The organism is Pseudoselenomonas caprae (genome assembly GCF_008271345.1).
Lineage (GTDB): Bacteria > Bacillota > Negativicutes > Selenomonadales > Selenomonadaceae > Selenomonas_A > Selenomonas_A caprae.
Genome location: NZ_VTOZ01000029.1, coordinates 25656 through 38282, shown reverse-complemented (window position 1 = coordinate 38282; position 12627 = coordinate 25656). Strand labels below are relative to the sequence as shown.

General features: G+C 55.0%; 7 protein-coding genes and 1 tRNA gene. 1 reads left to right on the top strand and 7 read right to left on the bottom strand.

Annotated elements, in window-relative coordinates:
* Window positions 1-52 precede the first annotated feature (52 nt).
* The 4 genes from FZ041_RS11980 to FZ041_RS11965 form a co-directional block, all read right to left on the bottom strand.
* A complete protein-coding gene (locus tag FZ041_RS11980) occupies window positions 53-1510 on the bottom strand; it encodes an ATP-binding protein (protein WP_149189731.1) in 1458 nt (485 codons plus the stop codon).
* Window positions 1511-1605: 95 nt separating this feature from the next.
* On the bottom strand, window positions 1606-2202 hold the full coding sequence (locus FZ041_RS11975) for a recombinase family protein (protein ID WP_149189730.1): 597 nt from the start codon (window positions 2200-2202) through the stop codon (window positions 1606-1608).
* A 142-nt stretch (window positions 2203-2344) separates the two neighbouring features.
* Entirely contained in the window at window positions 2345-5869 is a 3525-nt protein-coding gene (nifJ, locus tag FZ041_RS11970) for a pyruvate:ferredoxin (flavodoxin) oxidoreductase (RefSeq protein WP_149189729.1), read from the bottom strand.
* A 262-nt stretch (window positions 5870-6131) separates the two neighbouring features.
* Window positions 6132-7508: an amino acid permease gene (locus FZ041_RS11965; RefSeq protein WP_149189728.1), complete on the bottom strand. Its 1377-nt coding sequence runs from the start codon at window positions 7506-7508 to the stop codon at window positions 6132-6134.
* Between the two features lie 197 nt (window positions 7509-7705).
* Between FZ041_RS11965 and FZ041_RS11960 the strand changes: the two genes are divergently transcribed.
* The gene (locus tag FZ041_RS11960; protein ID WP_075428833.1) at window positions 7706-7993 is read left to right on the top strand and encodes a hypothetical protein; all 288 of its coding nucleotides are present in this window, start codon (window positions 7706-7708) and stop codon (window positions 7991-7993) included.
* Between the two features lie 54 nt (window positions 7994-8047).
* Here FZ041_RS11960 and FZ041_RS11955 read toward each other — a convergent pair.
* From FZ041_RS11955 to FZ041_RS11945, 3 genes are all read right to left on the bottom strand, one after another.
* Window positions 8048-8124: transfer RNA gene (locus FZ041_RS11955), tRNA-Pro, on the bottom strand.
* A gap of 67 nt (window positions 8125-8191) precedes the next feature.
* Complete coding sequence (locus FZ041_RS11950; protein ID WP_149189727.1) at window positions 8192-11263, bottom strand: efflux RND transporter permease subunit; 3072 nt, start codon at window positions 11261-11263, stop codon at window positions 8192-8194.
* Window positions 11264-11265: 2 nt separating this feature from the next.
* Window positions 11266-12522 carry an efflux RND transporter periplasmic adaptor subunit gene (locus FZ041_RS11945; protein ID WP_149189726.1) on the bottom strand — a complete coding sequence of 419 codons (1257 nt, stop codon included), beginning with the start codon at window positions 12520-12522 and terminating at the stop codon, window positions 11266-11268.
* Window positions 12523-12627: the final 105 nt, after the last annotated feature.

The window sequence follows — 12627 nt, the reverse complement described above, 5'->3', positions numbered from 1 at the left end:
CACAAGGTCAACACCTTGCACAGATGGCTTTTTTCACTTTGGCTATTTAGTTTTACTGCACTGTTTGATACCGCTGCTTTACGCTGCGCGGCTTGTCTGGCAATGTAAGTTTCATTTGTCCCGACTCAACCAGTTGAACAATGTAACGATTATATATATACGAAAATGTTCCGAGATTCATAAATTCTTTGATTTCTGCCCTAGTACGCGGTGTCCGACAGAATTCCAGTAGCGACGCCGCATCATAGCACGGCTCAATATCTACAGGCTCTCCACTTTTCTCCGATACTTGCGAATTGAAGAACGTTACCACAAATTCGTTCCGCCGATTCTCAAAGACTGGCTCTGGCAAACCATGTTGCTTCATCTCCCGACGCATTGTTGGGATGCCCGAGTAGCGATTTTCAGCGCGAGTCAAAGACTCTGCCATTGTCGCCAATGCAGGATTACGTAAATTCGGTCTTGCCACCCCCAGCTGATCCACAGTCATACGTCCATACAAGTTACCAGGACTATGAATCTCCATCCGGTCGCGGTAAAGAACCAATTGCACCGGTGTCCCCTCAGTATAGATACTATAATCGCGATGCACGACGGCATTCAATATCGCTTCGCGGATTGCAGCAATAGGATATTCGTCAATGTCCTTGCGCATCCCCGTCTGCTTATCTATGATGGTTCTTGTCTTCATATTCCGCTTACAAAAGGCTATTGCCTCTGCCACTTGCTCCGAAAGTGTTCCTTCAATTCGCTTGTTATCAAGGAAACGGATATCCTGTTCATCAGTATCCCCGATATCATTTCCTGGAACCACCACTGCCGTGATGCAAAGCTGTGGCATAAATCCCTGTGGATATATCCCCATGTTCATGACAGCGGCCAAGGTTGGCTTACCATTTCGCACGACATCCATCAACTCATAGGCGCGGTTCTCTGATAGCTGCGCGAATCCCGGACGTTCTGCTTTTTTCGCCTGCATATACGAGCCAAGTATACCAGCATCCAAATCCTCAAGCATAGCACGGTCTATGGGACGCTCATCGTCATGCAGATGTTTACGGAATGCTTCATAGCTATAGAGTTCGTATTCTGTCATCACCATATCCGCATCACCGACTCGGGTATAAGCCCCCTTCAACCGCCCTGCTCCCTTGTAGTAACACGGCCGTTCAGATAGCTCTAATCCCGGTATTTCCGCCGAGCAAACATCCACGCCATCAACCTCTGCCACGGTAAAAACCGCTCGAACAGGCGGTACCATCTGATTACACTGCTCCACGACTTTCTTTTGTAAATCCTGCAAATCATATACACCAGTCAGTTTGAAACCTTCTTTTTCGTCAATACCAAAAAAAAGGACTCCCCCTCCGTCCTGATTCGAAAAGCTGGACAAGGTATCATAAAGTCTTTTTGGACAGCCCCCATGTGCCGCTTTTATTTCCAAATCTTGTCGTTCGGTCTTTTTATCTAAAATCCAATTCGTTAATTCAATAAGTTCTTCAGTTATCATTTCACTTTCTCCTCCTTTCAACTTAAATACTAACGCAACAATTTAACAAAATCAAGATATTTGTTAAATCGTTGCATTATTTGTTAAGAAATTTCTTAAATTGCTTCCATTTCGCGAACTTTTCTATAGAAAGTTGCTTTACTTATTTTGCAAACTTGCAAAATCTCTTCGCAAGTTATTTTGTTGCTGCGCCATTTATTGACGAGAGCAGGGAAGTTTCTGGGGACGCTGACCTCGGGGCGGCCGAAGCGGACGCCTTTGGCTTTGGCAGCGGCGATGCCTTGGGCTTGGCGCTTGCGGATGTTGTCGCGCTCGGATTCGGCAACGAAGGAAAGCACCTGCAGGACGAGGTCGGAGATAAAGGTGCCCAGCAGGTCTTTGTATTGGCGCGTATCTAAGAGCGGCATATCGACGACACAGATATCAATGCCCTTCTCTTCGGTCAGATAGCGCCATTGGTTCTGGATTTCCTTGTAATTGCGCCCCAGGCGGTCGATACTCAGGATATAGAGCAGGTCGCCAGCTTTCAATTTCTTTATAAGTTTTTGGTAGTTCTGCCGATGGAAGTCCTTGCCGGACTGCTTGTCGATGTAGATGTTGCCCGCAGGGATTTTCAACTCCTCCATGACACGGAGCTGGCGTGCCTCGTTCTGATCAAGGCTCGATACACGGATGTACGCATAGTTTTTCATTGTTCATTCCTCCTATTGACTGGTAAAAAACACCTCTCACTAGGAGTACATAAACGTTTGGGTGCAAAAAGCAACCATACAAATAAAAAAAAGAGGACATTCTCATCTTATCTGAGAATGTCCTCGCGTTATTTATAGGATATTATTTGCCAGCGAGAGCTTTGTAGCCTTCGTAGCGTGCCTTGGCATCGTTCTGCGTCTTCTCGAAGAGTGCTTCGGCTGCCTCTGGGAACGAACGCTTGAGGTTGATGTAGCGGTTCTCGCCCATGAGGAATTCCTGGAACTTGTCGAAGTCCGGCTCTTTGGAGTCGAGGCTGAACGGATTCTTATCCGTGCCGATAAGCTGCGGGTTGTAACGGTAGTTAGCCCAATAGCCGCACTCGACAGCGAGTTTTGCCTCGAGCTGGCTGCAGCCCATGCCCTTGCGGATGCCGTGGTTGATGCACGGTGCATAGGCAATGATGAGGGACGGGCCTGGATATGCCTCAGCCTCCGTGATTGCCTTGAGGAGCTGGTTCTGGTCAGCACCCATAGCGACCTGTGCCACATAGACATAACCATAGGTCTTGGCCATCATGCCGAGATCCTTTTTCTTCGTCTTCTTACCAGCTGCTGCGAACTGAGCGATAGCTGCTGCCGGCGTAGCTTTCGATGCCTGGCCGCCCGTGTTGGAGTAGACCTCGGTATCGAATACGAATACGTTGACATCTTCGCCCGAGGCGAGGACATGGTCGACGCCGCCGTAGCCAATATCGTAAGCCCAACCGTCGCCGCCGAAGATCCACTGGGAACGTTTGACGAAGTAGTCTTTGTTCTCGTAGAGCTTGTTCAGCAGTTCATCGCTGCCCTTCTCGGCCTCGAGGAGTGCCGTGAGTTTATCGGCGCGCTCACGCGTACCGTTGCCGTTGTTAAGGTTCTCGACCCAGTCGGTCAGAGCGGCCTGCAGCTCCGCACTGCCTTTGCCAGCCTCAACGGCTGCCTTGGCATCGGCTGCCAGGCTGTCACGGACGGATTTCGTACCGAGGAACATGCCGAGACCGAACTCTGCATTATCCTCGAACAGGGAGTTCGCCCAAGCCGGGCCATGTCCCTTGTGGTTCTTCGTGTACGGCATAGCCGGTGCACTGCCGCCCCAGATAGAGGAGCAGCCCGTAGCGTTCGCTACCATCATGCGGTCGCCGAAGAGCTGCGTCAGAAGTTTTGCATACGGCGTCTCACCGCAGCCAGCGCAGGCACCGGAGAACTCGAACAGCGGCTGCTCAAACTGCGAGCCAAGAACCGTTTCTTTCTTCATCGGGTTCTTCTTCGGTGCTACTTTCTTCGCATCGACACCATAGTCGAAGTATACCTGCTGTGCCTTGAGCTCATCGTCAAGCGGCTTCATATCGAGGGCCTTGACCGGGCAGACCTGTGCGCAGTTGCCGCAGCCGAGGCAGTCCATCGTGGATACTGCCACCGTGAAATTGTAATCCTTGATGGCTTTCGTCTTCTTGGACGGGAATCCTTCCGGAGCTGCTGCGAGCTCTTCTTCCGTCGTCAGTACCGGACGGATCGTAGCATGCGGGCAGACATAGGAGCACTTGTTGCAGCCAATGCATTTTTCCGCATCCCATACCGGGACGCTGATTGCCGTGCCGCGTTTCTCATAGGCCGTGCCGCCCAGCGGGAACGTGCCGTCTGCCATTTCGCCTGCGAATTTGGATACCGGCAGCTTGTCGCCTTCCTGACGGTTCATGACTTCCTGGATTTCCGTGATGAATGCCGGCGCATCCATCTTCTCGATTGCCTCATCCTCGGCATTTGCCCAGTCAGCCGGCACATCTACGCGATGCAGCGCCTCGATGCCCTTATCGATGGCACCGTTGTTCATATCAACGATGTTCTGGCCCTTCTTGCCGTAGGATTTGACCACGGCATCCTTGAGGTAGCCGACAGCCGTATCGATAGGAATGATGTTCGCGATCTTGAAGAAGGCAGACTGCATGACCATGTTGAAGCGGCCGCCGAGGCCAAGGCCTTTAGCGATATCCACAGCGTTGACCGTGTAGAACTCGATGTTGTTCTTGGCGATGAAGCGCTTCATATAGGCCGGCAGATGTTTCGTGAGCTCTTCATCCGACCAGACCGTGTTGAGCAGGAACTTGCCACCCTTCTTGAGGCCTGCGAGCAAATCGTATTTGTAGACATAGGACTGCTGCGAGCAGGAGATGAAGTCTGCCTTGTTGATGAGGTACGGGCTGTTGATCGGCTGCTTACCGAAGCGCAAATGGCTCATGGTGATACCGCCGGACTTCTTGGAGTCATAGGCAAAGTAAGCCTGTGCATACATGTCCGTCTTGTCGCCAATGATCTTGATGGCGCTCTTGTTGGCACCGACCGTACCGTCAGAGCCGAGGCCCCAGAACTTGCAGGCCGTCGTGCCAGCCGGCGTCAGGTCGACGTCGCTCATGACCGGTGCGAGGCTCGTGTTCGTGACATCATCCTCGATACCGATGGTGAAGCCGTCCTTCGGTGCGTCTTTCTTGAGTTCCTCGAATACGGCAAAGATCTGATCCGGCGTCGTGTCCTTGCCGCCGAGACCGAAACGGCCACCGACGATGACCGGATTCAGGTCAGAGTTGTAGAAGGCTGCCTTGACATCAAGATAGAGCGGCTCGCCCAGGGAACCCGGCTCCTTCGTATGGTCGAGGACAGCTACCTTCTTGACCGTCTTCGGCATGAACTGGAAGAAGTGCTTGAGAGAGAACGGACGATAGAGATGGACGTTCATAAGACCGACCTTCTCGCCGTTCTTGTTCAGGTAGTCCACCGTCTCTTCGACTGCCTGGCAGACGGAGCCCATAGCGATGATGATGCGGTCAGCATCCTCGGCACCATAGTAGTCGAACAGGTGATGCTCGCGGCCCGTGATCTTGGCCATGTCAGCCATAGCCTCTTCAACGAGGTCCGGCAGTGCGTTGTAGTATTCGTTCGAAGCCTCGCGGCTCTGGAAGTATACGTCCGGGTTCGTGGCCGTACCGCGGATGACCGGATGATCCGGGTTCAGTGCGCGGCGGCGGAACTCCTTGACTGCATCCCAGTCGAGGATCTTGCTGAGATCATCATAGTCGACTACCTCGATCTTCTGGATCTCATGGGACGTGCGGAAGCCGTCGAAGAAGTTGATGAACGGCACGCGGCCCTTGATGGCAACGAGATGCGCAACGGCAGAAAGATCCATGACCTCCTGGACGCTGGCCTCAGCCAGCATAGCGCAGCCCGTCTGGCGGGCAGCCATGACATCCTGGTGATCGCCGAAGATGTTCAGCGAGTTAGCAGCCAGTGCACGCGCCGATACATGGAATACGCCCGGCAGCAGCTCACCAGCAACTTTATAAAGGTTCGGAATCATCAGCAGGAAGCCCTGGGATGCCGTATACGTAGTCGTCAGAGCACCAGCCTGCAGCGAGCCATGCACGGCACCTGCCGCACCAGCCTCAGACTGCAGCTCGATGACGCGGACGGTCTGGCCGAAAAGGTTTTTCTTGCCTTTGGCTGCATCCTCGTCCACATGCTCAGCCATCGGAGAAGACGGCGTGATCGGATAGATTGCCGCAACATCCGTAAAAGCATAAGAGATATAGGCGGCAGCTTGGTTGCCGTCCATGGTTTTCATCTGTTTGCTCATGTTATTTGTTTGCTCCCCTCTTTGATAAAATACCAGAGTACATAAATAGGATAGCGCAAAACCGCTATCGCTTCAGTAATCTATGTTACCAATATAAATAGCTCGATAAATTTTGCGTATATCCCGCGTAGCTATCATTATATACCGTAGACGAACAATTGTAAATATAATGTTACATGTTTACATATAAAAAGACGGACGAGATATACACCTCATCCGTCAGACTTCGTCTGCCACCTTCCCCTTAGGGGAAGGCTTTCATTTACATATTTTCTTTGCTGTGGCGATAGCCGTAGGCGAAGTAGATCAGAAGGCCGACGGCACTCCAGAGCCAGAACCTCTCCCAGGTCATGGCCGACAGGTTGTACATGATATAGGCGCAGCTGGCGATCGAGAGGGTGCCCATGACGTAGATGGCCGGGCAGCGGAAGGGCCGGTTGATATCCGGATACTTCCGGCGCATGACCATGACGCCGATTGAGGAGACGATGAATGCAAACAAGGTACCGACGCTGCACATCTCGGCGACGACATTGATCGGCGTAAAGCCGCTGATCAGCATGACGGCAAAGCCGACGATGACCGTGATGCGATGCGGCGTCGCATATTTCGGATGGATCTTGCAGACGCCCTGCGGAATCAGGCCGTCGCGGCTCATCGCATAGAATGCGCGCGTCTGCGCATACATCATGACGAGCAGCACCGTCGTGAGGCCCGCGATGGCTCCCGTGCCGACGACAGCCGAGCCAAAGCGATAACCAAGCTCACGCAGGACGAAAGCCACCGGTTCAGCATTGTCAAGCTGCGTGTAGGAGACGTTGCCGGTCATGACAGCCGTCACTGCGATATACAGTAACGTACAGATCAATAAGGAAGCGATAATCCCCGTCGGCATATCGTGGGCCGGATTCTTCGTCTCCTCTGCTGCTGTCGCGATCGAGTCAACGCCGAGATAGGCAAAGATGATGACCGCCGCACCAGCCGAGACACCGGCAAAGCCAAAGGGCATGAACGGCTCCCAGTTCGCCGGGTCCACCGTCGGGGCCGCCAGGAACAGGAACAGGAAGATCGCCAGCAACTTGACGCCGACGAGGATCTTGTTGACCGTGACACTCTCGCGCACGCCGCGCACGAGCAGGAAGGTCAGGAAGCCTGTAATCAGCACAGCAGGCAGGTTCACGAGGCCGCCGTCCGCAGGAACCATCGTGTACTCAGCCGGCAGGACGATGCCCGCTGACTTCAGCAGGCCAACCACATAGGCCGACCAGCCGCCTGCGACTGCACTCGCCCCTACGGAATATTCCAGCACCAGATTCCAGCCAACCAGCCAGGCCCAGAATTCGCCCACCGATGTATAGGCATAGGCATAGGCACTGCCCGCGACCGGAATCATAGCGGCCAGCTCCGAATAGGCCATGCTGACAAAACCGCAGGCGATGCTCGCTATCAAGAACGAGAGCATCAAGGCCGGCCCTGCATACTGGGCAGCCGCGACCCCCGTCAGCACGAAGATGCCCGTGCCGACGATGACACCGATGCCGAGCAAGGTAACATCCAGCGAGCCCAGCGCCCGCTTCAAATGCGATTTTGACGCATCGCTCTGATACTCTGCGATGCTTTTCGTACGAAAGATTCCCATCGGAACACTCCTAACCACCTGAATTGTATTCTCCGAATAAACATACTGTTGTATTATAGCACATGAGCGGACAAAAATGAATTTGTTTTTTGTAAAGTTGCAATCCGCCAGCAGGAAATCCCTCTCACGCGTCGAATAAATACCTAGCAGGATAGACCGATAGATAAACTGGGATAAAGCAAGGAGTGTGGCGTCCGATGATCAAGAACATGGCAATCTATGTTATCCTCAAGCTCGAGTATGGCAAGGGGCAGGAAAACGTCTATACCAGCATCCTCAACGTGACCTCAAGCAAGAGCACAGCGGAAACCTTCAAGGAGCACTACGAGGAGGAATTCGCAGATGAAATCGAGCATGAGCATAACGGCCGCTTCGTCTCCATCCGTTTGCACAAAGCGCTGATCCAGCTCGACGATGAGATCATCGCCCCGGATATGTTCATCCGCTTTATCGGCGATAAGAATGTCAAAGACGTATTCAAATAGTTTTGTGCAAAAAAAGACCAGCCATACGGCTGGTCTTTTGCATTGTCATGATAATGGTCGGGATGACAGGATTCGAACCTGCGGCCTCTTCGTCCCGAACGAAGCGCGCTACCAAACTGTGCCACATCCCGACAACGTAGACTATTATAACGCGTTAAAAAGGATAATGCAACCCCTTTTTGAAAAAAAAGTAAAATTTTACGCAGATTTTTTCCGCTGATAGAAAAACAGGAAGATGATTGGGATGACCAGCAGCGTAAAAACAGTCGAGGTCAGAAGGCCGCCGATGATGACCCAAGCCATCGAAACGCGCGTCTCACTGCCTGCCGTCATCGCCAGGGCCGTCGGCAGCATGCCCACCATCATCGTCAGCGTCGTCATGAAGATTGGCTTCAGGCGCACCTTGCCGGCCTCCACAATGGCCTCCAGCGCCGTGCGCCCCCTATCCATCAGCGTCAACGCATAGTCGATCAGCAGGGTACCATTCTTGGCGACGATGCCATCCATGACGAGGATGCCGATCATCGAGTAGAGATTCAGCGTGTTATGCGTGATGAACAGCAGCAGGATTGAGCCGATAAGGCCCAGCGGCAGCGAGAACATGCGGATGAACGGCGTGACCACCGACTCGTAGAGCACCGCCAGCAGCATATAGATGAGCACCAGAGCCAGGAACAAGGCACTCAGCAGGTCCGCAAACGTGTCGTTCATGCGCGTCGCCTGCCCCTTGAACTGGTAGTTGACCGAGTCGCCCAGCTTCGCCTTCGCCAGTGCCTCCCGCGCATCCTTCATCACGTCGCCGATAGGCCGGCCGCTGACGTTCGCACCGATGGCGATCGCACGCTGCTTGTCGACGCGGCGGATAGTCACCGGGCCACGGCCGTTCTTTATCTCGGCCACATCGCCGAGATAGATGAGCTTGCCCCCCGACAGGATCGGCACATGGGCGACATCCGAAGGCTTATAGCCATCCGCCCCCTTGAAGCGCACCTTGATACTCGTATCGAGGCCATTGTTGTGGCTGTCGTTCTTGAGCTCCCCTGCCGAAAGGCCCGAGATCGCCGAAGCAAATGCCGTATCGACATCAGCCAGCGTCGTGCCATACGTCTTCAGCTTCTGCCGGTCAACCGTCAATTGCAGCTCGGGCATACCCTCCGTATAGGAGCTGTTGACATCGGTCAGCCCTTTGACATCATGCTTGAGGATATCCATGACGCGCTCAGCTGCGGCACTGAGCTCCTCATTGTTGTTGCCGCGCAGCTCGATCTGCAGCGCGCCGCCGCCATTGCGGGCACCACCGCCGCCCGAGATGCCTGCGACATTGCTCTGGGTCTCCGCCACGCGGATCTCCGCATCGTTTATGCCCGCGGCAAAATCGCGCACCTCATTGGCTACCTCCCAGACCGTGCGCGAGCGGTCCTGGCGCGGCACCAGCTGTACCTTGATGCGGCCCTCATAGGCCGTCGAGCCCCCCGCATGGGTCATATAGTATTTGACCTCAGGGATCGTTTCGAGTTTCTCCTCCAGCTGCCCCGCGATGCGGTTGGTCGTCTCCGCCGAGGCGCCGACCTGCCCCTGGATATTGATGGTGAAGCTCGATTCATCCGTCTGTGGCATATACTCCATGCCCACGATCCCCAACGGCACCATAGCGATGACGCCCGCAAACACCGCCAGGATCGTCACCAGCAGCTTCTTCTGGTGGCCAAGGCTCCAGCCGAGCAGCCGCCCATAGCAGTCAACTGCCCGCTCCTCCAGATTATCCATGACTGCCCAGAGCATCCTCTTATCGGGATGGTAGCCGCCGCGGAAGAAGCGCGAGGCCAGCATCGGCGTCAAGGTGAACGAGACAAACAGCGAAAAGAAGCCCGCAAACACGATGGTCAGGCCGAACTGCCGGAAATACTGGCCGGTCATGCCCTCCATGAAGGCAATCGGCATGAAGACCGCCGCATCGCAGAGCGTGATGGCGATTGCAGCCATACCGATCTCGTTACGGCCATTCTCCGCCGCCAGCTTCGGTTCCTCGCCCATCCGCAGGTGGCGCGTGATATTCTCGAGCACGACGATCGAATCGTCGACGAGGATACCGACGCAGAGCGTCATGCCCATGAGCGACATCATATTAAAGGTGAAGCCCGCCAGATACATGACGAAGAACGTCGCGACCAGCGACGTCGGTATCGCAATCATGACTGCCGCCGTTGACCGCCAGCCGCGCAGGAACAGGAACAAGACCAGTCCCGTCGTGATCAGGCCTTCGACCAGCGTGCCGAGCGTGTTATGCAGCGAGTCCTGCACATAGTCCGCATCATTCGAGACGACGACGAACTGATAGTCGGGATAGTTCTTGCGCAGCCGTTCGACGGCCTTCAGGATATTGCCCGCCGTTTCGACCACGTTGGCATCGCTGTTCTTATAGATCAGCACATTGATGGAGTCCTCGCCGTTCAGCCGGCCATAGCGCGCGCGGCGTGCATCCTGCTCGCGCACCGTCGCCACGGCCGTCAGCGGTATCATCCTGCCATTGGCATTCTGCACCTGCACCTGCTCAATGTCCTTAGCCGTCTTATACTGCGCCACCACACGGACATCGGACTTCGTCGTCTCCGTATAGACCGAGCCGGAGGGCAGCAGTTGGTTCTCGTTCTTGATGGCCGACGAGATCTTCGCCAGCGTCAGCTTATAGGCCGCCATCTTATCGCGGTCGACCTCGATGGCTACCTCCTTGTCGCGCCCGCCGTGCAGCTCGATTTCCGATACGCCGCCGGCCTGCTGCAGGGTCTCCTGGAAGACGTTGTCCGTCATCGAATAGGTGTCGGCCAGGCTATGCTGGCTGATGACCGCCAATTCGACGATTGGCTTGGCATTGATATCACGCTTGATGACCACCGGCGAGTCCGCTTCATCGGGCAGCCGGTTCTTGATCGCCTCGACCTTCTTGGTCGCATCGATGGCCGCCGTATCGGCATCCGCCCCAAAATCGAGCTCCAGCATGATGCGTGCGCGCTCATAGCTGGCCGTCGAAGTGATCTTCTTGACGTTGGAAACGGAGGACAGGGCATCCTCGACGGGTTTGACGATTTCCTGCTCCACGGAGTCCGCGCTCGCCCCCGGATATTTGACCGTGACCGTGACAAAGGGCGTATTGAGGGCCGGCAAGAGCTCCACGCCAATGCGGTAGTAGCTGTACATGCCGAGCACCACAAAGAACAGGACAATCATCGAGATGCCCACCGGACGATTGATGGAAAAACGCGTCAGATTCATTGTCATCCCTCCACGTTATCGTCCACATCCACCTTGGTGCCGGTCTGCAATTTATCCTGATTGGATACCACCACGACATCGCCATCGGCCAGGCCGTCGAGGATCTCCTCAGTCTCGTCATTCATCAGGCCGATCTTCACCTCGCGCTCCTCGACCGTGCCATCATCCCTGAGCACGAACAGCGTCTGGCGGCCGTTGCGCGAGAGCACTGCCCCCTTGGGCACGAACAGCGTATCCCGCCGCTGCAGGATATCGATGGCCGTATGGGCAAACAAGCCCGCCTTGATCTCGTCACTCGCCGTGTCGAGCTCGATGCGCACCTGATAGGTCTTGGCACTCTCATCCATCGCCGGGCTCACATAGACGATGCGGCCTGCATAATCTGCCCCCAGGGCATCGATGGTCACCTTGACCTCCATGCCGGGCTTCAGTATCGCCGCATCGCTTTCCGACAAAGCGCAGTCGACATTCAGATGGCTGTTGTCGACCAGCGAGAGCACCTTGGTGCCCGCCGTCACGATGGCGCCAGCCTCGACATTGCGATAGCCGATGACGCCATCGCGGGGTGCCCGCAGGAGCATATCTTCGCGCTGGCGGCGCAGCGCATCGGTCGCATAGCGCTGCTTCTCGGCCGTATACTGCTTGGACTGGACGCTGGCTGCATCGCCGCCCTCAACCTGATTGGCCAGCACCTCGAAGGCCGCCTTGCTGGCCATATACTCCTGCTCGATCGAATCGAGCGTATTCTGCGAGATCGCACCAATCGAGAAGAGATAGCGGTTGCGCTCGTATTTGCCCTTTTCAAGCTCATAGGCATTCTTGGCCTTGATGTAGTTCGCATCGTAAGTCACCGCAGCCTCGCGGGCATCGGCAGCCGCCGCCCGCGCCGCTGCCGCATTCTGGTTGATGGATATATCGAGATCGCCCGTATCCTGCACCATGAGCACCTGCCCCGCCTTGACTTCATCGCCAAGATTTACGCAGACTTCCGCCACACGGCCGGTATACTTCGGCGCTAACGCGACATTCGCATCAGCAACCGTCTGCCCGGACAGGACGATATGGCGCATCATATCCCGGCGTGTGACTTGCTCCACCTTGACCAGCGGATTGCCATGCCGCACTTTCTTCTCCGTGTTGCGCGCATTGCCGAAATAGAAATACAAGGCCGCAGCCAGAAACACCAGCACCGCCAGCATGGCAGCCAGCTGCTGCCTGCGGCTCAGCTGTTGGAAATTGTAACGGAAATTATGACGCATATGATTGCTCTCCATTCAGATTCTCTGTCTATCGTTTATCGCTTTATTGCTCATATTGTAGCACCTCCCAGGATAAAAAGGGAAGGTTATTTTTGCCTGCCGGCA

Bases quoted from the DNA above. Each gene is read 5' to 3' on its own strand.
- FZ041_RS11980 (WP_149189731.1), bottom strand. From the start codon at position 1,510: ATGATAACTGAAGAACTTATTGAATTAACGAATTGGATTTTAGATAAA.
- FZ041_RS11975 (WP_149189730.1), bottom strand. From the start codon at position 2,202: ATGAAAAACTATGCGTACATCCGTGTATCGAGCCTTGATCAGAACGAG.
- nifJ (WP_149189729.1), bottom strand. From the start codon at position 5,869: ATGAGCAAACAGATGAAAACCATGGACGGCAACCAAGCTGCCGCCTAT.
- FZ041_RS11965 (WP_149189728.1), bottom strand. From the start codon at position 7,508: ATGGGAATCTTTCGTACGAAAAGCATCGCAGAGTATCAGAGCGATGCG.
- FZ041_RS11960 (WP_075428833.1), top strand. From the start codon at position 7,706: ATGATCAAGAACATGGCAATCTATGTTATCCTCAAGCTCGAGTATGGC.
- FZ041_RS11950 (WP_149189727.1), bottom strand. From the start codon at position 11,263: ATGAATCTGACGCGTTTTTCCATCAATCGTCCGGTGGGCATCTCGATG.
- FZ041_RS11945 (WP_149189726.1), bottom strand. From the start codon at position 12,522: ATGCGTCATAATTTCCGTTACAATTTCCAACAGCTGAGCCGCAGGCAG.